Raw genomic sequence first — 20,890 nt, 5'->3', positions numbered from 1 at the left:
TCGTTCACACGTGGCGGCCCGAACGACGGGGGAGTGCCTTTCGCGCCAGCCAGTGAAGACAGAATAAGCCGCTGATCCCACGGGAAAAATAGCCCTGGGTGACATTCACCTTTACGTTTCGGGTAAAAGTGCGCCAAAAACAGTCAGGCCGCATCACGACAGTGCAGGGCCTTGAATCCCCGGTCCATCTCAGGCTTCGTAGCCCATCCGCCAACTGACAGTGCGCGCCGCGCTCAGCAATTGCCGGGCGGCCGGGCCATCTTCATCGGCATGGAAGATCGACGTCGGGCCAACGACCGTCATCACCGCTGCAATCTGGCCCATGGCGTTGAACACCGGCGCCGACAACGCATCCACTCCCGGCATCAGCAAACCGTGAACATGGTGCAGGCCGCGTGTGCGGATCTGCGTGAACAGGTCCACGTAGTGCTCGACCTGTTGCCCCCGTGCGGCCAGTTCGCGGTCGCGCAACTCGATGGTTTCCCGCTCTGGCAGGTGAGCGGCGAATACCAGCCCGGTGGATGAACTCAGCAGCGGCAGTACCGAGCCAATCTGGGTCACCACCGTCACGGCGCGCACCGCAGGCTCGATGTTCACCACGGTTGCGCCCTGGTTACCCCACACGGCGATGAAGCAGCTCTCGTTGAGCGCGTCGCGCAGTTGCGACAGCGGCAGGGCCGCGACCTTCAGCACATCGATGCTGCCCAGCGCCGCCATCCCCACGCGCAAGGCTTCGCGCCCGAGCCCGTAGTGATTGGTCGCCGCATCCTGCTCGGCGAAACCGCTGGCGATCAAGGCCTGCAGGTAGCGATGGACCTTGCTGGCGGGCATCTGCACGTGTTCGGCCAGGCGCGACAGCGAGGTGGAGGGCGACAGTTCGGCCAGCGCCTTGAGGATGTCGGTGCCGACTTCAGCGGAACGGACCTTCTGTTTGCTGTTGTCAGCTGCAGTTTTGTCTCTGGACATCGTAAGACGCTTCCGGGATTCATTCTGGCCGACTTTATAGCTTGACGCCTCTTGCCGAGCAAATTACGTTATTCGTAATCGGATTACGATAAATATAAATTCAGATCTGCTGTGTGCCCCTGGCAGTGGTCGGTCCATCAGCCGATTCGGGGCTGCAGCTCTCTGCCATCAATGGCTCCACCGAGCCTGGAGGCCCCGATGACCCGCGACACCTCCCCCGAACTCAGCTACCTGAGCGGCTTCGGCAACGAATTCGCCAGCGAAGCCTTGCCCGGTGCGCTGCCGGTCGGGCAGAACTCCCCACAGAAAGCACCCTACGGGCTGTACGCCGAGTTGCTGTCGGGCACCGCCTTCACCATGGCGCGCGGCGAACTGAGGCGCACCTGGCTGTACCGTATCCGCCCCTCTGCGTTGCATCCACGCTTCGAGCGCCTGGCGCGTCAGCCCCTGGCCGGCCCGCTCGCTGCGGCGAACCCTAATCGCCTGCGCTGGAACCCCCAGCCAATCCCGTCCGACCCGACCGACTTCATCGAGGGCTGGTTGCCCATGGTGGCCAATGCGGCCGCTGACAAACCGGCCGGGGTGAGCATCTATATCTACGGCGCCAATCGCTCCATGGAGCGGGTGTTCTTCAATGCCGACGGCGAGTTGCTGCTGGTGCCACAGCAGGGGCGACTGCGCATTGCCACCGAACTGGGCGTGCTGCAGGTCGGGCCGCTGGAGATCGCGGAGATTCCGCGCGGCATGAAGTTCCGCGTCGAGCTGCCTGATGGCCAGGCACGCGGCTACATCGCCGAGAACCACGGCGCGCCGCTACGCCTCCCTGACCTGGGCCCGATCGGCAGCAATGGCCTGGCCAACCCACGCGACTTCCTCACCCCGGTCGCGCACTACGAAGAAACCCATGGCCCGGTGCAGTTGGTGCAGAAGTTCCTTGGCGAGCACTGGGCCTGCCAACTGCAGCATTCGCCGCTGGACGTGGTGGCCTGGCACGGCAGCAACGTGCCGTACAAGTACGACCTGCGCCGCTTCAACACCCTCGGCACGGTCAGCTTCGACCATCCGGATCCCTCGATCTTCACCGTGCTAACCTCGCCCACCAGCGTGCACGGCCTGGCCAACATGGACTTCGTGATCTTCCCGCCGCGTTGGATGGTGGCCGAGAACACCTTCCGTCCCCCGTGGTTCCACCGCAACTTGATGAACGAGTTCATGGGCCTGATCGACGGCGCCTACGATGCCAAGGCCGAGGGCTTCCTGCCGGGTGGCGCGTCGCTGCATGGGGTGATGAGCGCCCACGGGCCAGATGCCGAAACCTGCGACAAGGCGATCGCCGCCGAGCTGGCGCCGCACAAGATCGACCACACCATGGCCTTCATGTTCGAGACCAGCCAGGTGCTGCGCCCGAGCCAGCAGGCCCTCGAGAGCCCGCAACTGCAGGCCGACTACGACAGTTGCTGGGCAACGCTGCCGAGCACCTTCAATCCGAACCGGAGATGACCGATGAACCAGACCGCCATTGCCCGTAGCTGGGTCGAACACGCCAACGGGCACCGCGACTTCCCGCTGCAGAACCTGCCGCTGGGCATCTTCAGTCGTCCGGGCCAGGCACCACGTTGCGGCGTGGCCATCGGCGACGCCATCCTCGACCTGGAGGCCGCACTCGCCGCCGGTGTGTTCGAGGGGGCGGCCAAGGCTGCTGTCGAGGCTACACGCGGCGGCGCCCTGAACGCCTTCTTCGCCCTCGGCCGCCCAGCCCGTGTGGCCCTGCGCGAGCGCTTGCAGGTTCTGCTCGGCGAGCACAGCGAGCATCGGGCCGTGTTGCAAGCGGCGTTGCATCCGGCTGGCGAATGCACCCTGCACCTGCCGGCCCGGGTCGGTGACTACACGGACTTCTACGTCGGTATCGAGCACGCCAAGAACGTCGGCAAGCTGTTCCGCCCAGACAATCCGCTGCTGCCCAACTACAAGCACGTGCCGATCGGCTATCACGGCCGCGCCTCGACCTTGCGCCCCTCCGGCACTGACGTGCGCCGCCCCAAGGGCCAGACGCTCCCGGCCGGGCAGACAGAGCCGAGTTTCGGCCCGTGTGCACGGCTGGACTACGAGCTGGAGCTGGGTATCTGGATCGGCCAGGGCAATGACATGGGGCAGCCGATCGCGATCGGTGATGCAGCCGAGCACGTGGCCGGCTTCTGCCTGCTCAACGACTGGTCGGCGCGTGATATCCAGGCCTGGGAGTACCAGCCGCTGGGGCCGTTCCTGTCCAAGAGCTTCATCACCAGCGTCTCGCCGTGGGTGGTGACCGCCGAGGCGCTGGAGCCGTTCCGCTGTGCGCAACCCGCACGCCCGGAAGGCGATCCGCAGCCCTTGTCTTACCTGCTCGACAAACGTGACCAGGCCGGCGGCGCCTTCGACATCGAACTGGAAGTGCTGTTGCTGACCGAGCGCATGCGTGATGAGGGCCTGCCGGCGCACCGCCTCACCCTGAGCAACACCCGCAGCATGTACTGGACCGTGGCACAGATGGTGGCGCACCACAGTGTCAACGGTTGCCAGTTGCAAGCCGGTGACCTGTTCGGCTCGGGCACGCTGTCCGGGGCTGTGCCGGGTTCGTTCGGCAGCCTGTTGGAGATCACCGAAGGCGGCAAGCAACCGGTGCAACTGGCCAATGGTGAGGTGCGCAAGTTCCTCGAGGACGGCGACGAAATCATCCTGCGTGCGCGTTGCGTGCGCGATGGCGTTGCCAGCATCGGTTTCGGCGAATGCCGTGGCACGGTGGTCGGAGCCAACTGAGAGGGCAGGGCGATGGAGCTGTTTACCTACTTCCGTTCCACCTCCTCTTACCGGGTGCGCATCGCCTTGGCGCTCAAGGGCCTGGATTATCAGGCCCGGCCGGTCAACCTGCTCAAGGGCGAGCACCGTGCTGCGGACTACCTGGCGCTCAACCCCCAGGGGCGGGTGCCCGCGCTGCGCACGGACAGCGGCGAATTGCTGGTGCAGTCGCCAGCGATCATCGAGTACCTCGAAGAGCGCTTCTCCGACACGCCGCTTTTGCCCCAGGGCGAGGACGCTCGGGCACAGGTGCGTGGGGTCGCGGCGATCATCGGTTGCGACGTGCATCCACTGCACAACGTCAGCGTGCTCAACCAGTTGCGTCAGCTCGGGCACGATGACACCCAAGTCAACCAGTGGATCGCCCACTGGATCGGCCAGGGGCTGGCGGCAGTGGAGCAACTGATCGGCGACCAGGGTTTCTGCTTTGGCGATACGCCGGGGCTGGCGGATGTGTACCTGATGCCGCAGTTGTACGCAGCCGAACGGTTCAATGTGGATCTGGAGGGCTACCCGCGTATTCGTCGGGTCGCCGCCCTGGCTGGGCAGCATCCAGCCTTCGTCAAAGCGCACCCGGCGAACCAGCCGGATACGCCCTGAGCAAGGCGTCGGCCTTTGTGCGGGCAATCCCGTTCCCACAGCGCCGACGCTGCTTCGCACCCCTACAACAAAAACAACCCGGTACCTTGCGATGCACAACCAGATAGCCAGCTTTCGCGCGGCCCTCGATGGGCGTCCTGTGTCCTCCTACCAATGGCGCCTGCTGGCGCTGCTGATCCTGTTGTTGGTGACCGACGGCTATGACGCCCAGGTGCTGGGATACGTGATTCCTGCCCTGGCCCAGGACTGGGACCTGGAGAAGGCGGCGTTCGGACCGGTGTTCAGCGCCAACCTGCTGGGGCTGACACTGGGCTCGCTCGCCGTCACCCCACTGGCCGATCGCTTCGGCGTGCGCAGGGTGCTGCTGTGGTGCGTGCTGCTGTACGCGAGCCTGACCCTGCTGATGGTGTTTTCCACCTCGTTGAACAGCCTGATGCTGGCGCGCTTTCTGTGCGGGATCGGCATGGGCGGGGCGATGCCCAGTGCAATGGCGCTGATGGCCGACTATGCGCCGCCGCGCCTGCGCACCTTGATGGTGACCCTCGCGGCCTGCGGTTTCTCCCTCGGCGGCGCGGCGGGTGGCTTCGTCGCGGCAGGCTTCATCGACAGGTTCGGTTGGGAGGCGGTGTTTCTGGCCGGTGGCGTGGCGCCGCTGCTGTTGTTCCCCTTCCTGGTGATGTTCCTGCCCGAGTCCTTGCCCCGGCTGTTGCGCGATGCACCTCCCTACGCCCGTCTGCAACGCCTGGCAGCGCGCGTGCTACCCGGCTGGCAAGTGCCTGCGGCACAGCTTGCGGTGGATGAGCCGGCGGCAGACAAACTGACCGTATTGGGCTTGTTCCGCGATGGCTTCGCCCGGCCGACGCTGCTCATCTGGGGTACCTTCTTCGTCAGCCTGATCCTGCTGTATTTCATGATCAGCTGGCTGCCGTCGCTGTTGCTGGAGAGCGGGCTGGCGCTCAAGCAAGCCAACCTGGTGACTTCGCTGTTCCTGTTTGCCGGGACCTTCGGCGCGATCTGCCTGGCCTGGTGCGCCGATCGCATGGCCAACAAGGCCAGGTTACTGGCGGCGGTCCTGGTGGGCGCTGCAGTCTTCAGCGTGCTGGTCGGGTTGAACCACGCCGATCCGCGCTGGCTGGTGCCGAGCGTGTTCGCTGCAGGTTTCTGCATCATCGGCGGACAACTGACACTCAATGCCTTCGTCAGCAACTTCTACCCGGCTCAGGTTCGTGCGACCGGCGCCGGCTGGGCGCTGGGCGTCGGGCGCTTCGGTTCGATCCTCGGGCCGTTGTTCGGCAGCCTGCTGCTGGCCATGCACATGCCGGTGGAGTGGATTTTCTTCTTCTGCGCGATTCCGGCAGTGATCGCGGCGCTGCTGATCAGCCAGGTACGTGCGCCGCGCAAGCAGGCCGATGCGCAGGCGGCCAAGGTCGATGCGCTAGGGTCTGCATGAAAAGCCTTGAGACGAAGGTCAGGCAAGGCGAAAACAGCCGAGGAACGGTCGGAGTCGCGCTCGACTTTACGGGTTGTAAATGAGCATTCCGAGGCTGTTTTCAACGCAGCATCACCGAGTATCAAGGTTTTTCATACAGAGCCTAGTGGATTGAACGGTTTGTCGAAGGCAACTGGGCGAGGCGCTCACCCAGCTTGAGGCGTTGCACCGGATCGTCGCTCAACAGCAGTGCGTGCTCCAGGTCGAAGCGTTCGGCCTGGGGGCAGTCCAGGTGCTGGTAGAGGGTGGCGCGGGCCAGGTAATCGGAGACCTGCACTGGCCCCAGTTGCATCACCCGTTCTGCATCGATCAGCGCAGCCAGATCGTTGTCGTTGCTGCTGTGCAGTTGGCGCAGGTTGCGCGACAGGCGCTGCAGCATCTGCATCGGGCTGGCGCTGTGCAGGTGTTCAGCGGTCAGGGTCATGTGCGGGCCGTATTGGCGGTTGAGCAGTTCGCGGCAATCCGCGGGGTACAGGCGTCGACCGCCGCAGGGGTCGAGCAGGTGATCGGCGCCCGGTACGCGCAACAGGAAGTGGCCAGGGAAGTTCACCCCCTCCAGTGGGATCGACAGGCGCTGGGCCATCTCCAGTGCGAGGATCGCCAGCAGCAGCGGCTGGCCTCGACGGCGCTGCAGCACCTTGTCCATCAGCGCCGCTTGCGGACGTAGCGGGTGGTATTCGTCCTGCTGGAAACCCAGGGCGTTGAGTTGACGCAGCAGTGGCTGGGCGAGTTCGCCGACGGGCAGCATTGGCAGGCGCGCGTTGATTTCCCGATGCAGGTCGTGCAATTGCGCAAGACAGGCGGCGGGATCGACCTCGCGATCATGCTCGGCGGCGATCCAGAGGGTGGCTTCCAACAGGGCGACCGGAATGCGGTCGAGGCAGGCCAGGCAGGCTTTACGTGGGTTCATCGGACTTCTCCACACACACTAGATTTTTAGCTCTGGCGCACCGATTCGTCCAGTGGTCCGCCCAGGCCCTGGACAGTCGCCGGCTGCCTATACTGATGTGAGCACCTTGTGGGGAGCCCGTCGATGTTCGCGCTCATGCAAAGCACCCGTACCCAGTCCCTGCACCTGTGGAACGACCCCGCCACTGGCTTGAAAGCCGTGGTGGCGATTCATAGCGAGCAACTGGGGCCAGCCATGGGGGGCTGTCGCTACCTACCGTACGCCGACGATGAAAGTGCGATGAGCGATGCCATTCACCTGGCCCAGGGCATGAGCTACAAGGCGGCCCTGGCCGGGCTGGCGCTGGGCGGTGGCAAGGCGGTGATCGTGCGCAACCCCCATGTGGAAAACCGCGCGGCGCTGTTCGAGGCGTTCGGGCGTTTCGTCGACAGCCTGCAAGGGCGTTTCATCACTGCGGTGGACAGCGGCACGTCGACGCTGGACATGGACTGCATCGCCCAGTCCACCCCTCATGTCACCAGCACCACGGCCTCGGGCGATCCCTCGCCGCACGCGGCCATGGGCGTGTTCGCCGGTATTCGCGCCACCTCGATGGCACGGCTGGGTAGCGACAATCTCGAAGGGTTACGCGTGGCGGTGCAAGGGCTGGGCAATGTGGGTTATGCACTGGCCGAGCAGTTGCATGCGGCAGGGGCGGAGTTGCTGGTCAGCGACCTCGACCCGGGGCGGGTGAGGCTGGCGGTGGAGCAGTTCGGGGCACATCCGGTGACCAACGATGCGCTGATCAGCACGCCCTGCGATATCTTCGCGCCCTGTGGGGTTGGGCCGGTGCTCAACGGCCAGAGCGTGATGAAGTTGCGTTGCGCGGCGGTGGCCGGCGCCGCCAATCATCAGTTGACCACCTTGCAGGTGGCCGATCAGCTAGAGAGCCGCGGGATTCTGTATGCCCCGGACTACGTGATCAATGCCGGTGGGCTGATCTACGTGGCGTTGACCCACCGAGGCGCTGACCTGAGCACCATCACCGCGCATCTGGCGCGTATCCCTACGCGTCTGACCGAGGTGTTCGCCCATGCCCAGGCCGAGAAGCGCTCGCCTGCGCGTGTGGCGCAGATGCTGGCGGAGCGGCTGTTGTACGGTTGAGCGAGCGCTGGCTCCAGCATCCACGCCCCGATGTACAGGAGCCGCAGACGCTGCAGCAGGTGCCTTATTCCGCTGCCTCGCCTTCGAGCAGTTCAGCCAGCGCATCGGGCTGGCTCTTGAATGCCCGGGCGAACACGTCGCGGTTCTTGGCCATGTAGATGCCCGCTTCTTCGACTTGCTGCTCGCTCAGCGACGGCACGGCCTTTTGCAGTACTTCGGCCAGCCGTTCGGCCAGCTCGAGCATCTTGTCGTGACGGTCTGCTTCGGCCTTATCCATGAACAAGCGCTCCGGGTCGCGGCTGCTGCGGTACACCACTTCGACGGCCATTCATCACCTCTGTGCCTTTTGTGTATGTGGGTTGGACGACAACTGTATCTTTATACAGTTTCGAGCATAGCGGATTCTTTGGCAATCGGATAGTGGCGTTCTGATCTACCCCGATGCACGCGCCGAAGCCTAGCCCATAGGTGCCTTGCGGCAATCGGTCGCCTTCCAAGTACAGGGCCTGGCCCTTTAACTGCATGTCACAAGCGTCACATCGGTGGCGCATCATCCTTCATGTCGTATCGAGGAATTCTGCATCGTGAAATCCAAATGGCCAGAAAAGCTGCGCAAGGGCCTGCATGCGCCCGCCGACGCACTGGGAAATCTGTTCGTCGAGTCGTTCCACTACCTGGCCCTGTTCGGCATCGGTGCGATCACGGCCTATGCCGCCGTGGCGACCTTCATCGAGATGCTGGAGAAGGGTGGCATCAGTGTCGATGACATCCTGCTGCTGTTCATCTACCTCGAGCTGGGAGCCATGGTGGGGATCTACTTCAAGACCAACCACATGCCGATCCGCTTCCTGCTGTACGTGGCGATCACCGCGCTGACACGCCTGCTGATCGGCGATGTCTCGCACCACAAGGCGCCGGACGTTGGCTTGCTGTACGTGTGTGGCGGCATCCTGCTGCTGGCCTTCGCGATCCTGGTGGTGCGCTTTGCCTCGTACCGCTACCCGTCGACACGGGCGATCGATGCCAACGGCAAGGATATGGACGACGGCAAGGTCTGACCCATCCGGCAGCGACTTGGGCAAGCGGTGGCGGCTTGCCCTGCCTTATGGACAAATATTTAGTTGAAAGGGGTTTTGATAACCAATCGTTCTGCAAGATTTCTCCGCGTCACGCCACAAGCCTATACCGGAGATCACGCAGGACGCCGCAATGCCCCATTACCTCGACGATGCCCAGCGCGAAGACGTGCAGCATCTTCAGTGCACCTTCACCGGCCGTACCGAATGGCCGACCTGGCTGTTGCTGGCGGTGGTGTATGGCGGCTGGACGGCGCTGCTGCCGCTCAGCCATGCGCTGGGCGTGTGGCCGACCACCCTGTTGCTGATCCCGCTGCTGGTGCTGTGGCTGTCATTGCAGCACGAGTTGCTGCACGGGCACCCGACCCGTTTTCCCTGGCTGAACAAGTTGCTCGGCTACGCGCCCTTTGCCCTCTGGTATCCCTACACCCTGTATCGCGACAGCCACCTGATTCATCACCGCGATCACGACCTCACCTTGCCGGGCTTGGATCCTGAAAGCCGCTACCTGAGCGACCGGCACTGGCAGCGCAGCACCCGGTGGCACAGAGGGGTGCTGTGGCTGGGCAAGACGGTCCCCGGACGTGTGCTGGTCGGCGCGCCGCTGGGTCTGTTCGGGCTGGCCCGCGAGGAGCTGGCGCGGCTGGGGCGCGGTGATCGCCAGGCCTGGCTGATGTGGCTGACTCACGGCCTGTGCAGCGTATTGCTGATGATGTTGGTTGCGCGGTTCAGCGCACTGTCGGTGCTGCACTACGTGTTCCTGGTCAGCGTGCCGGCCGTTGGCCTGGCGATGCTGCGTTCGTTCTACGAGCATCGGCCGCACCCGCTGCCTGAGCAGCGCACGGTGATCAACGAGGCCGGGCGCCTCTGGTCGCTGCTGTTCCTGAACAACAACCTGCACCTGGTGCACCACGATCTTCCGGGCCTGCCCTGGTACTTCATCCCGCGTGTCTACCAGCGTCACCGCGCGCAATGGCTGCTGCGCAGCGGGCACTTCCTGGTGCCGGGCTATGGGGCGCTGCTGCGTCGCCACGGCCTTGCGCCGATCGATAGCCCACGCCACCCCTTCGCCTGAACAGGAGCCATGCCATGACCCAGGGATTCGTCGACCTGTCGATGTACGTCGCCCCCGAGCGCATAAACCAGGCCAGCGCTGCCTGGCTGCAGCGCATTCTTCTGTTGCTCGATGCGCGGGGTGAAGCGGTGGGGGCGCAGCCGTTGCTGCAGGTCTGGCGCTCGCCGCAGTTGCTGCTCAGCCAAACCTGCGGCTACCCGTTGATGACCGCGCTGCGTGGGCAGGTACGAGTGGTTGGGCAGCCACGCTATCGCCTGCCATATGTGCGCGAAGGTCAGCACTGCAGCCTGCTGCTGGTGCGCGAGGATGATCCGCGCCAGGACCTGGCGGCGTTCTTCGACAGCCACGGGCTGGTCAACGGCCCGGACTCCAACTCCGGCATGAATCTGCTGCGCCACGCGCTGGCACCCTTGCAGCGTGAAGGGCGGTTTTTCTTGCACGTCAGCCATACCGGTGGGCACCGCAACAGCATGCGCGCCCTGCGCGAGGGCCAAGGCGATCTGGCGGCCATCGACAGCGTCACCTACGGCTACCTGGCGCGCGATCACAGTGAGGAGGTCGAGGGCCTGCGCATCCTCGGCCAGACCGCCTGGGGGCCGAGCCTGCCGTACATCACTGCCGGTTGGCGCAGTGCCGAGGAGGCCGAGTGGATTCGCCACGCGATGAACCAGGCCCTGGCCGAGTTGCCGGCGGTGGCCGAGACCCTGGCCATCGATCAGGTGCTACCGGTCGAGACGACCGATTACCAAGTGCTGCTGGATTACGAGCACGAAGCGAGGCGGCTTGGTTTAGTCACTCTCGGATAATGAAAACGGAATATAAAAATCACTTTTAAGTATTTTTAAAGCATAAGCGGCCAGACTAGGATGCGCTCACCGGACGACCGGACCTCTTTGTATCCACTCCTGGATGGAAGCCTCATGTCCGGTCGCGAAAACCCTCATGGCGAATATGTCGGCAGTCTGTTCCGCAGCCACTACCCCTGGCTGTGCGGACGCCTGCGCCGACACCTGGGTGACGGTGCCGCCGAGGACATCGCCGCCGACACCTTCGTGCAACTGCTCAGTGCGCCGGTCCCGGAGCCGATCCGCCAGCCGCGCGCGCTGCTGACCACCATTGCCCAGCGCCTGATGTACCAGCTGTGGCGCCGCCGCGACCTGGAGCGCGCCTACCTCGATGCCTTGCTCGAGGATGACGACCATCTGGCGCCATCGCCCGAAGCTCATGCGCAGATGATCGAGGCGTTGCAAGCCATCGACACCTTGCTCGACGGCCTGCCGGCCAAGGTCAAGGCGACCTTCCTGCTGTCGCAGCTCAACGGCCTGACCTATCCGCAGATCGCCCTTGAACTGGGGATCTCCCAGCGCTCGGTGAGCGACTACATGGCCAAGGCTTTCAACCGTTGCCTGAAACTTTCCCTGGACTGACATGCGCGACCCCGATGAGCAGCAACACCTGATCGAGCAGGCGACCCAGTGGCTGGTGCTGCTGCGTTCGGGCCAGGCCGAGGCGCGTGATCACCTGGCGTTCCAGGCCTGGCGTCGCGCCGACCCGCGGCATGAGCAACTGTGCCAGCGCCTTGAGAACACCCTCGGGGTGTTCCAGGTGCCGCGTAGCCAGGGCGTCGACGGCCGTGTGGTGCAGCGCGCCCTGGCAGCGCCTTCAGGGCGTCGGCGTTTCCTCCAGCGTGCCTTGCTCGGGGCCGGTGTGGTGGTGGGTGCGGGCTTGATCGGCAACCCGATGTCTGGCCTGCACCTGGGGGCCGATCTGAGCACCAGTACGGGTGAACGTCAGACCTTGAACCTGCCCGATGGCAGCCAGTTGGTACTCAATGCCCAGAGCCAGGCCGACGTGCGCTTCGACAGCCAACTGCGTGTGCTCGAATGGCGCGGTGGCGAGGGGTTGCTGACCGTGGTCGATGAGTCGCGGCCGTTTCTGGTGCGTATCGAGGGCAGTACGGTCAGTGCGCGATCGGCGCGCTTGCTGGTGGCAGAGCGTGCCGGGCAGTGCCGGGTCTGCGCACTGGCCGGGGTGCTGGAGATCAGCAGCCAGGGTGGTGATCGGGTGCAGTTGCGCAAGGGGCATGCGGTGAATTTCGACCGGGTGAGCATTGCCTCGGTTGAGCTGTTGCGGTCAGGCGAAGGGGCGTGGGTCGATGGTCTGCTGGAAGTGCGCGACAGCCCGTTGAGCGAGGTGGTCGATGCATTGCGCCCCTATCGACGCGGCGTGCTGCGCCTGGATCCTGCGGTGGCCGGGTTGCGCGTGAGTGGGTTGTTTCGGCTCGACCAGAGCGAGCTGGTGTTCGAGGCACTGGCGCGGACCTTGCCGATTCGTGTGAGCCGGCATGGGGAGTATTGGCTGAGTATCGGGGCGGTGTGAGCCAGAATCGCGGGCGGTCTTTTCCAGGTTCTAACGACATAACCAATCGATCTGCAAGATTCTGCGTGCCCGCGCCACACCACTGCTGTAAACGCTGCCGAGGGGGGCAGCGTCATGGATTCCTTGGGGGGAATCGTTGTGCGCCGTATCCAGAAGAAGACCACTGCTACTCACTCGCGCTTCAAGCGCAATGCCCTGGCCCTCGGCCCGTTGCTTGGCCTGCTGATCAGCACCGCCCAGGCCGCCGAGCCGGTACAGGCCTACCACATCAAGTCCGGCCCGCTCGACCAGGTGCTGCTCGACATCAGCCGCCAGAGCGGCCAGGTGATCTCCTTCACCCCGGAGGTCGAGCGCTTCTCGTCCTCGGCCGTGGAGGGCGACCTGACCACCCAGCAAGCCATCGACGCCGCGCTGCGCGGCACCGGCTTGCAGCTTCAGGTCAGCCCGGGCGGCGCCTTCATCATCAAGGACGAGACCGCCGCCGCCAGTGCCCGGCGCGCGCCCAGCGGACCGGCCGGGCAAGCCAGCGCTGCTGCAGCACCCACCCTTGACCGCGTGATTGCCCTTGGCACCCGGCGCAGCGACGCCACCGCGCTGACCAGCGCCGCGCCGGTCGATGTGATCGACAGCCAGGAGCTGGTCAAGACCGGCGCCACCACCTTGAACCAGGCGCTGTTCCAGTTGCTGCCCTCGTTCAACTTCCCGCAGAACCAGAGCGCCACCCGTGGCCAGAACCCCAAGGGCGCCTCGCTGCGCGGCTTGTCGCCGGACCAGACCCTGGTGCTGGTCAATGGCAAGCGCCGGCATGCCTCGGCGGTGGTGAACATCTCCGGTGGCGTGCCGTTCATTGGTGCCCAGCCGGTCGACCTGGACATGATCCCGATCAGCGCCATCGACCATGTCGAGGTCCTGCGCGATGGCGCTTCGGCTCAGTACGGCTCGGACGCGGTGGCCGGGGTGATCAACATCGTGCTCAAGGAGCGCGACAGCGGCGGGCAGATCAACACGCAACTGGGCAAGTACGGGCAGGGCGATGGCTTTCGCAAGAACGTCGATGGTTGGTATGGCCTGGGTCTGCCGGGCGACGGCTTCCTGACCCTGAGCTTCAACGGCGTCAACGCCAAGCCCACCGACATCGGCGACAAGTACGTCGCCGACGGCCAGTTGCAGGAGCACCGCTGGGGCGGGGCCAGCCGCGACAAGTTCAACCTGGCAGCCAACGCCGAGGTCGGCCTGAACGACCAGTGGCGGCTGTACAGCTTCGCCACCTATGGCCAGGACAAGTCGATCAACAACACCCCGCCGCTGTTGCGCGACAACCCCAACAACGTGCAGGCGCTGTACCCCGAGGGCACCATCCCCAAGTACCGCTTCCGCTACGAGGACGCCTCGGTCACCGTCGGCTCGCGCTTCGAGGACGAGGCCATCGGACGCCTGGACATCAGCGCCACCTATGGCCGCGACAAGCATGACGAAGTGGCGTTCGACACTCTCAACCCCAGCTATGGCGTGAACAGCCCGACCAAGTTCGACATTGCCACGCTGATCAACAGCCAGACCAACCTGGCCGTCGACTACGCCCGTGACGTGGGCGTGGCCTGGTCGACCCATCCGCTGACGGTGTCGGCGGGCGTGGCCTACCGTCGCGAGCAGTACGAACTGCAACCGGGCGATTTCAGCTCCTACTCGTTCGGCGGCATCGACGGGGTGCAGGTGGGTGGGGTGCAGGCTTCGGGCCTGACGCCGGACGATGCCGGCACCTACAAACGTGAGGTGGGCGGGGTGTATTTCGGCCTGGAAAACCAGGTCACCGACAAATTCCAGGTAGGCCTGGCCGGGCGCAGCGAGCATTACTCAGACTTCGGTTCGGCCACCACCGGCAAGCTTTCGGCGCGTTACGAGTTCACCCCGCAGGTCGGCCTGCGCGGCACCCTCAACAGCGCCTACCGTGCGCCGACCCTGGGCCAGATCGGCACCTCATGGACCACCACCACCAACGTCGACGTCAATGGCAATCCGGTGCTGACCCGCATCCTGCCGGTCGACCATCCGGCGGCCCAGGCCCTGGGCGCGCAGTCGCTCAAACCGGAAAAATCCACCAACTACTCGCTGGGCCTGGTGCTGCGCCCGACCGAGCAGGCGTCGCTGACCATCGATGCCTACCAGATCGATATCCGCGACCGCCTGCTCTACAGCGGCGGCATTTCCGGCCCGGACGCCGAACGCATCCTCACCGCTGCAGGCTTCGGCCAGTACAGCTGGGCGCAGTTCATGACCAACGCCGCCAACACCCGTACCCGTGGCGTGGACATCGTCGGCAAGTACAACCTGGGCCTGGACCGCTATGGCGACCTGGCGCTGACCGCCGGCTACACCAAGGCGCGCACCACCATCGAGAAGATCCATGGCAACCCCTTCGGTTTCGACGTGCTGACTCGCGAGGCCCAGGGCTTCCTCGAACATGGCTACCCCGAGGACAAGCTGATCCTTGGCGCCACGCACACCTACGGCCCATGGACCGTCAGCCTGACCCAGACCCGCTACGGCGAGTACCGCAAGTACGCAGCCTCGGCGACCAACGCACAGTATGACCAGACCTTCTCGGCCCAGTGGATCACCGACCTGGACGTCAACTACGCGTTCACCAAGCAACTGCGCGTTTCGGTAGGCGCCAACAACCTGTTCGACAGCAAGCCGGATGACTTCAACACCCGCCTGCGCCAGACCCCGGGCCAGCAGTACAGCTACCTGGCGCCTTCGGCACCGGAAGGGGCGTTCTACTACACCCGGCTCAGCTACGACTTCTGATCGACAACGAGACTGCACATGACTGCGATGAAGAAACTCCTGGGCGGCGCGCTGCTCGCCCTGGGCCTGGCCAGCCAGCCTTTGCTGGCGGCCAGCCCACCAGCCCCGATCCATTTCGGCGCGCTCACCTGGGAAAGCGGCAGCCTGATCACCGAGATCCTGCGTACGCTGGTCGAGAAGGGCTACGGTTATCCGACCGACACCCTGCCGGGCAGCACGGTCAGCCTGGAGGCGGCCCTGGCCAAGGATGACATCCAGGTGATCGGCGAAGAGTGGGCCGGGCGCAGTCCGCTGTGGGTCAAGTCCGAAGCCGAAGGCAAGGTGATCGCCCTCGGCGACACGGTCAAGGGCGCCAGCGAAGGTTGGTGGGTGCCGGAATACGTGATCAAGGGCGATCCTGAGCGCGGTATCGAGGCCGTGGCGCCGGGGCTGAAGTCGGTGACCGACCTTGTTCGCTACAAGGATGTGTTCCGTGACCCCGAGTCGCCGCAACAGGGGCGCTTCCTGAACAGCCCGACCGGCTGGACCTCGGAGATCGTCAACAGCCAGAAGCTCAAGGCCTATGGCCTGGCCGACAGTTTCGTCAACTTCCGCTCCGGCTCCAGTGCTGCACTGGATGCCGAAGTGTCCGCACAGATCCGTCGCGGCAAGCCGGTGCTGTTCTACTACTGGTCGCCGACTCCGCTGCTGGGCCGCTACAAATTGGTCCAACTGGAAGAGCCGGCCTTCGATGCCGAGGCCTGGAAGACCCTGTCCAACCCGAACGAGGCGCACCCCAGAGGTACGCGCTCGCTGCCGGCGCGTCTGTCGATCGGCGTCTCGGCGCCGTTCCATGCGCGTTACCCGGAGCTGGTGCAGTTCTTCGACAAGGTCGATCTGCCACTGGCGTTGCTCAACCAGACCCTCGCCCACATGGCCGAGAAGCGCCTGGATCCGCGTGTGGTCGCCGAAGCGTTCCTGCGTGAGCAGCCCCAGGTGTGGAGCGCCTGGCTACCGGCCGATGTGGCCGCCAAGGTCAAGGAGAACCTGAAATGATCGTGCGTATGCTTGTCACCCTGTTGCTGGCGCTGGGCACCACCCTGGCCCTCGCGGCGGATCCGCAGGTGCTGCGTATCGGCTACCAGAAGAGTTCGGTGAACATGGTCCTGGCCCGCGAGCATCGCCTGCTCGAGCAGGCGTTGCCTGGCACCCAGGTGCAGTGGATCGAGTTCCCAGGGGGGCCGCAACTGATCGAGGCGCTCAACGGTGGCAGCCTGGACGTGGGCAACATTGGTGACATTCCGCCGATTTTCGCCCAGGCGGCGGGTATTCCGTTGCGCTACATCGGTATCGAGCCCAGCGACGGTCGCAGCGAGGCGATCATCGTGCCGAGCAGCAGCCCGGCCAGGACACTGGCTGATCTCAAGGGCAAGCGTATCGCTTTGCAGAAAGGCTCCAGTGCCCACAGTCTGCTGCTCAAGAGCCTGATCAAGGCGGGCTTGCAGCTGAGCGATGTCGAGCTGGTCTACCTGCCGGCCGCCGATGCCCGCCCGGCCTTCGAGCAGGGCAAGCTGGATGCCTGGGTGATCTGGGATCCTTACTACGCAGCCGCCTTGCTCGATGGTAGCGCCCGCACCCTGAGCACCGGTGAGGACGTGCACCCCAGCGGCACCTACTACATTGCCAGTCGGCCGTTCACCGAGCAGTACGGTGCGACCATCGACAAGGTGCTGGAGGCGTTGCGCCAGGCGCAGAAGATTTCAGTCGAGCAGCGTGAGCAGAGCATCGACGGCATGACCAGGGTGCTGGGGCTCAAGCGTGAAGTGGTGGAGCTGTATTTCGAGCATCGCTACAACGCGCCGATCCGCCCGCTGGATGCCGCGGCGATCGAAACCCAGCAGCGGATTGCCGATCTGTTCTTTGCAAACCGCTTGATCCCGCGTGCGGTGCAAGTGCGGGAGGTTGTCTTTCCGCAGTGATGAGGCGTGTGTTGACCTCTTCGCTCCTTTCCTGTGGGAGCGGGCTTGCCCGCGAAGAGATCGACACTGGCCTATCGAGCGATCCCAGCCCCCCGCCAGACCCGATCGCGTCCGGCGCTGTCGGTCATCGCCGCCAGCACCTGCAGGGCATCTTCCCCTTGTTCGATGGCCAGCCCCAGGCGAATGCTGTCCACCACTCGGCGCAGGCGTATGGGGTCGTTGCGTTGGGCGGCGCTGATCAGTCGCTTGGCGACCACGCCGGTATCGTTGGAGAGGGTCAGCATGATGCTGCCGTCGAGCCGCTCGATGCTCAGGTTGACCCGGTAGTACGGGGCGAAGGCGTCGCTGATGAGGTCGAAGGGATTGGTCATGGGCTGGCATCTGCAAAGAATGTTCACCGATTGACCGGGAGACAGTGGGGATGGTTCAGCGACGTTGATCAAATGATGAGTTCTGTGGCCTGCCCCGGCTCGAAACCCTGGAAACGAAAACGCCCGGTGCCAGGCACCGGGCGTCTGTGTGTCACCGATCACTCTTCTTCAGTGTGCTGCACCACGCTGCGCTTGCTGCGCAGCTTGCCGTAGAAATGTTCCAGCGCATTGTTCAGCTTGCTGGCCGCACCGTCGATCGCATGGTCCAGCGAGGTGGCGGTATGGCTGACGGAAATCGGTTGATGACCTTTGGGGCGAGCCTCCATCTGGCAGCGTTTGTCATGCGGGCCGGGCTTGTCGCCGTTCTCGTCACGCAAGTGGACCTCGATGCGGGTGAGGTCGTCCTCGTAGCGCTGCAGCGTGCTTTCCAGCGTACTGCGGACCCATTCGTTCAGACGGCTGCTGCTGTCGATATGGTTGCTGCTGTTGACCTGGATTTGCATGATTCAATCCTTATTCAGCTTGCTCGCGTGGAGGCGTGCCTAGGCCCTTGAGGCCCTTGGGGAAAGCTTCGCCTCTTGACTCTAAGGTCAGGGATTGGCGCGCCGAATTCAAGCCCCTTTTTCGATAAATTTTTTGTAGCAATTCGCAGGGTTGAAGCTGTTGCTGCAGGAGCGACTGTCTTGTTCAAAATCTACAGACCAGCCCAATCCCCCTGTGGGAGCGGGCTTGTCCCGCGAATACGGGCGCAGCCCGTGCCAGACAGCGCGGTGTCTTTTTCGCGGGCAAGCCCGCTCCTACAGGTACCGTACCGATGCCGAGGACCGTGCACGGGCTGGTAGCGCACAAGGCCGCTCCCAAGTGTCCATCCTCAGAATGCTACCGAAGTCTGCACATACAGCGTGCGCGGCTCGCCCACGTACTTGCCCTTGTTGTTGTCGTCGAACGAACGGGTGTAGTACTCGCGGTTGAACAGGTTCTTCACCCCCACCGCCACCTTCAGGTTCGACAGCTGCGGCCCGAAGTCATACCCGGCGCGAGTGCTGACCAGCATGTAGCCCGGAATCCGTCCGGTGCTGCCATCGGCGCTTTCGCTGGCGGTGTTGGCGTTGTCGGCGTACTGGCTGCTCTGGAAGCTGCCATCCAGGTTCAACTGCCATGGTCCTTCGGTGTAACCAAGCCCCAGCGTGCCCTTGTGGCGCGAGGAGAACGGCACCTGGTTGCCCTTGTTCGGGCCGTCTTCGCGGATGGTGGCGTCGACGAAGGCGTAGCTGGCGTGCACATCGAAACCGGCCAGCGTCGGGCTCAGGCCGTCGAGGGCGTAGCGCACGCTGGTCTCGATACCCTGGTGGCGGGTTTCGCCGCGGGCGATCACCGAGTCGTTGGTCTGGTTGCTTTCGTACTGGTTGTCGAAGTTGATCAGGAAGGCGCCGATCTCTGCCTGCAGGTCGCCGCTGTCGTAGCGGGTACCGACTTCCCAGGTGCGCGCCTTTTCCGGTTTCACTTCACCGCTGCTGACGCGGTTGGGCATCTGGCTGTACTGCACGCTGCCGAACGAGCCCTCGGTGTTGGCGTAGAGGTTCCAGGTGTCGGTCAGGTGGTACATGACATTCAGTGCCGGCAATGCGGTGTTGTAACTGCCCTGGTAACGCTGATTGCTGAGCTTGTTGCTTTGCTCGGAGTCGATCATCTCGTAGCGGATGCCGGGGGTGATGGTCCAGCGGCCGATGTCGATGCGGTCGTCCAGGTAGATCGCGTGGGCTTCGGTGGCGCCACGGGTGTCGCGGTCGTTGCGGCTGGCGGTGGTCGGCAGGTTGCCGGTCACCGGTTCGCGGAAGCGCAGTTCGTGGCCGGCCTCGTTGATGTAGCGATAGCCCACGCCCAGTTCGTGCCAGCTGTCGCCCAGTGCTACACCTTGCGAGAAGCGGGTCTCGATGCCACGTACCCAGTATTCGCGTGGCGACAGCGAGACGAAGCTGCCCTGGTCGAGGTAGCCGCTGCGCAGGGTCTTGGTGAAGAAGCTGTTGACGCTGAACTGGCGATCGTCCTGCTTGTAGTCGTAGCCGACGTTGACCAGGGTGCGACGGCCCCAGAACTTGTCCTTCAGGCGGGTCGACTGGTACGGGTCTTCATCGAACGCCGCCTTGCTCAGGCCGCCGGGCATGTCGGCCTCGCCCTCGTAGTACTGGGCCATGGCGTGCAGGCTGTTGGCTTCGTCCAGTTGCAGCTTGCCCTTGAGGATCAGGTCGTCGATCTGCGTGTCGCTGTGTTCGCGCCAGTCGCCGCCGCGGGTGCCGGAGTAGAGCAGGGCGCCGCCCAGGCCGTTGTCGTTGGTGCCGCCGACCAGCAGGTTGGCGCTGTTCTTGAAGCCGTCGTGGCTGGACGAGGGGCTGATCTGGTTCTGCATGGCGGCCTTGAAGGTCGCCTCCTCCGGGATGGCGCGGGTGACGAAGTTGACGATGCCGCCGACGTTCTGCGGGCCGTAGCGCACTGCGCCGCCGCCGCGTACCACATCCACCGCATCCATGTTGCCCAGGCTCAGCGGGGCCAGTGACAGCTGTGGCTGGCCATAGGGGGCGAAGGGCACCGGGATGCCGTCCATCAGCACCGTGGAGCGCGAGGCCAGGCGCGGGTTGAGGCCGCGAATGCCGAAGTTCAGTGCCAGGTCGTGGCTGCCGGTACCGTTGTTTTCCGGGGCATTGACGCCGGGGATGCGGTTGAGCACCTCACGGGCGCTGTTGGCACCGCTGCGCTCGAACTCCTCGCGGCGGATCACGTCACGTGCGCCGGGATGCTCGAAGACGTTGTCCTGGCGCGCCTCGGCCAGCCAGTCGCCAACCACGGTAGAGGCACCCAGCTCGATCGCCGCATCGCTGCTGGAGGCGGCAAGCGGTTGCAGGCTGTAGGCATTGTCAGCCTCCTGACGTGCCTGCAGGCCGCTGCCACGCAGCAAAGCCTGCAGCCCTTGCTGTACGTCGTACTGGCCTTCCAGCCCGGGGCTGCGCAAGCCTTGGGTGACGCTGGAACCGAACGAAATCAGCGCCCCGCTTTCACGGCCAAATTGGTTGAGAGCGTCTTCCAGGGTGCCGGGGGCGATGTGGTAGGCGCGCGGTTCGCCAGCCTGGGCGAAGTTCAGGCTGGTGGCGAACAGCAGGGCGATGGCGAGAGGCGTGGGGCGCAGGGGCATGGGGTCGGGTCCTGTAAGGAGGGTTCTGCCTGCTCTGTCACGCGAGGGAAGCGAAATGGCTCAGGTTGGAAGAAAATAGTTGTCGGCACAGGC

General features: G+C 64.5%; 19 protein-coding genes. 13 read left to right on the top strand and 6 right to left on the bottom strand.

The window, feature by feature from the left end; translation table 11 throughout:
- Positions 1-189 precede the first annotated feature (189 nt).
- Complete coding sequence (locus tag APH44_RS15595) at positions 190-966, bottom strand: IclR family transcriptional regulator (protein WP_054893513.1); 777 nt, start codon at positions 964-966, stop codon at positions 190-192.
- 198 nt (positions 967-1,164) lie between these two features.
- Between APH44_RS15595 and hmgA the strand changes: the two genes are divergently transcribed.
- The 4 genes from hmgA to APH44_RS15575 all read left to right on the top strand — a co-directional run bounded on the left by hmgA (position 1,165) and on the right by APH44_RS15575 (position 5,851).
- On the top strand, positions 1,165-2,466 hold the full coding sequence (hmgA, locus tag APH44_RS15590) for a homogentisate 1,2-dioxygenase (RefSeq protein WP_054893512.1): 1,302 nt from the start codon (positions 1,165-1,167) through the stop codon (positions 2,464-2,466).
- Between the two features lie 3 nt (positions 2,467-2,469).
- Positions 2,470-3,762 carry a fumarylacetoacetase gene (fahA, locus tag APH44_RS15585; RefSeq protein ID WP_054893511.1) on the top strand — a complete coding sequence of 431 codons (1,293 nt, stop codon included), beginning with the start codon at positions 2,470-2,472 and terminating at the stop codon, positions 3,760-3,762.
- Positions 3,763-3,774: 12 nt separating this feature from the next.
- On the top strand, positions 3,775-4,401 hold the full coding sequence (maiA, locus tag APH44_RS15580) for a maleylacetoacetate isomerase (RefSeq protein ID WP_054893510.1): 627 nt from the start codon (positions 3,775-3,777) through the stop codon (positions 4,399-4,401).
- Positions 4,402-4,492: 91 nt separating this feature from the next.
- On the top strand, positions 4,493-5,851 hold the full coding sequence (locus APH44_RS15575) for an aromatic acid/H+ symport family MFS transporter (protein ID WP_054893509.1): 1,359 nt from the start codon (positions 4,493-4,495) through the stop codon (positions 5,849-5,851).
- 142 nt (positions 5,852-5,993) lie between these two features.
- Here APH44_RS15575 and APH44_RS15570 read toward each other — a convergent pair whose 3' ends face one another.
- Positions 5,994-6,800, bottom strand: coding sequence for a SirB1 family protein (locus tag APH44_RS15570; RefSeq protein ID WP_054893508.1), 807 nt, complete (start codon positions 6,798-6,800; stop codon positions 5,994-5,996).
- 123 nt (positions 6,801-6,923) lie between these two features.
- Between APH44_RS15570 and APH44_RS15565 the strand changes: the two genes are divergently transcribed.
- Positions 6,924-7,943 carry a Glu/Leu/Phe/Val dehydrogenase dimerization domain-containing protein gene (locus APH44_RS15565; RefSeq protein WP_054893507.1) on the top strand — a complete coding sequence of 340 codons (1,020 nt, stop codon included), beginning with the start codon at positions 6,924-6,926 and terminating at the stop codon, positions 7,941-7,943.
- 64 nt (positions 7,944-8,007) lie between these two features.
- Here the strand turns inward: APH44_RS15565 and APH44_RS15560 are convergent, their stop codons facing one another.
- Positions 8,008-8,271, bottom strand: a complete 264-nt coding sequence (locus tag APH44_RS15560) for a YebG family protein (RefSeq protein WP_054893506.1) — start codon at positions 8,269-8,271, stop codon at positions 8,008-8,010.
- 256 nt (positions 8,272-8,527) lie between these two features.
- Here APH44_RS15560 and APH44_RS15555 point away from each other — a divergent pair, with 256 nt between their 5' ends.
- The 8 genes from APH44_RS15555 (at position 8,528) to APH44_RS15520 (ending at position 17,239) form a co-directional block, all read left to right on the top strand.
- The gene (locus tag APH44_RS15555; protein WP_054893505.1) at positions 8,528-9,001 is read left to right on the top strand and encodes a phosphate-starvation-inducible protein PsiE; all 474 of its coding nucleotides are present in this window, start codon (positions 8,528-8,530) and stop codon (positions 8,999-9,001) included.
- 151 nt (positions 9,002-9,152) lie between these two features.
- Complete coding sequence (locus tag APH44_RS15550) at positions 9,153-10,094, top strand: fatty acid desaturase (protein WP_054893504.1); 942 nt, start codon at positions 9,153-9,155, stop codon at positions 10,092-10,094.
- A 14-nt stretch (positions 10,095-10,108) separates the two neighbouring features.
- Positions 10,109-10,900 carry a phosphate/phosphite/phosphonate ABC transporter substrate-binding protein gene (locus APH44_RS15545; RefSeq protein WP_054893503.1) on the top strand — a complete coding sequence of 264 codons (792 nt, stop codon included), beginning with the start codon at positions 10,109-10,111 and terminating at the stop codon, positions 10,898-10,900.
- Positions 10,901-11,014: 114 nt separating this feature from the next.
- On the top strand, positions 11,015-11,521 hold the full coding sequence (locus APH44_RS15540) for a sigma-70 family RNA polymerase sigma factor (protein ID WP_054893502.1): 507 nt from the start codon (positions 11,015-11,017) through the stop codon (positions 11,519-11,521).
- Position 11,522: 1 nt separating this feature from the next.
- A complete protein-coding gene (locus APH44_RS15535) occupies positions 11,523-12,473 on the top strand; it encodes a DUF4880 domain-containing protein (protein ID WP_054893501.1) in 951 nt (316 codons plus the stop codon).
- Between the two features lie 138 nt (positions 12,474-12,611).
- Complete coding sequence (locus APH44_RS15530) at positions 12,612-15,281, top strand: TonB-dependent receptor domain-containing protein (protein WP_371105601.1); 2,670 nt, start codon at positions 12,612-12,614, stop codon at positions 15,279-15,281.
- 18 nt (positions 15,282-15,299) lie between these two features.
- Positions 15,300-16,316 carry an ABC transporter substrate-binding protein gene (locus APH44_RS15525; RefSeq protein ID WP_054893500.1) on the top strand — a complete coding sequence of 339 codons (1,017 nt, stop codon included), beginning with the start codon at positions 15,300-15,302 and terminating at the stop codon, positions 16,314-16,316.
- Positions 16,313-17,239 carry an aliphatic sulfonate ABC transporter substrate-binding protein gene (locus APH44_RS15520; protein ID WP_054893499.1) on the top strand — a complete coding sequence of 309 codons (927 nt, stop codon included), beginning with the start codon at positions 16,313-16,315 and terminating at the stop codon, positions 17,237-17,239. Before APH44_RS15525 ends, APH44_RS15520 begins: the two co-directional genes overlap by 4 nt.
- Positions 17,240-17,310: 71 nt before the next feature.
- Here the strand turns inward: APH44_RS15520 and APH44_RS15515 are convergent, their stop codons facing one another.
- The 3 genes from APH44_RS15515 to fecA all read right to left on the bottom strand — a co-directional run bounded on the left by APH44_RS15515 (position 17,311) and on the right by fecA (position 20,797).
- Complete coding sequence (locus tag APH44_RS15515) at positions 17,311-17,610, bottom strand: DUF3509 domain-containing protein (protein ID WP_054893498.1); 300 nt, start codon at positions 17,608-17,610, stop codon at positions 17,311-17,313.
- A gap of 158 nt (positions 17,611-17,768) precedes the next feature.
- Positions 17,769-18,113, bottom strand: a complete 345-nt coding sequence (locus APH44_RS15510) for an HPF/RaiA family ribosome-associated protein (RefSeq protein ID WP_054893497.1) — start codon at positions 18,111-18,113, stop codon at positions 17,769-17,771.
- 368 nt (positions 18,114-18,481) lie between these two features.
- Positions 18,482-20,797, bottom strand: a complete 2,316-nt coding sequence (gene fecA / locus APH44_RS15505) for a TonB-dependent Fe(3+) dicitrate receptor FecA (RefSeq protein ID WP_054893496.1) — start codon at positions 20,795-20,797, stop codon at positions 18,482-18,484.
- Positions 20,798-20,890 lie beyond the last annotated feature (93 nt).

This window comes from Pseudomonas sp. NBRC 111143, assembly GCF_001320965.1.
GTDB classification, from domain to species: domain Bacteria; phylum Pseudomonadota; class Gammaproteobacteria; order Pseudomonadales; family Pseudomonadaceae; genus Aquipseudomonas; species Aquipseudomonas machongensis.
The sequence above is the reverse complement of the archived record's forward strand: the minus strand, read 5'-3'. Positions and strand labels throughout refer to the sequence as shown.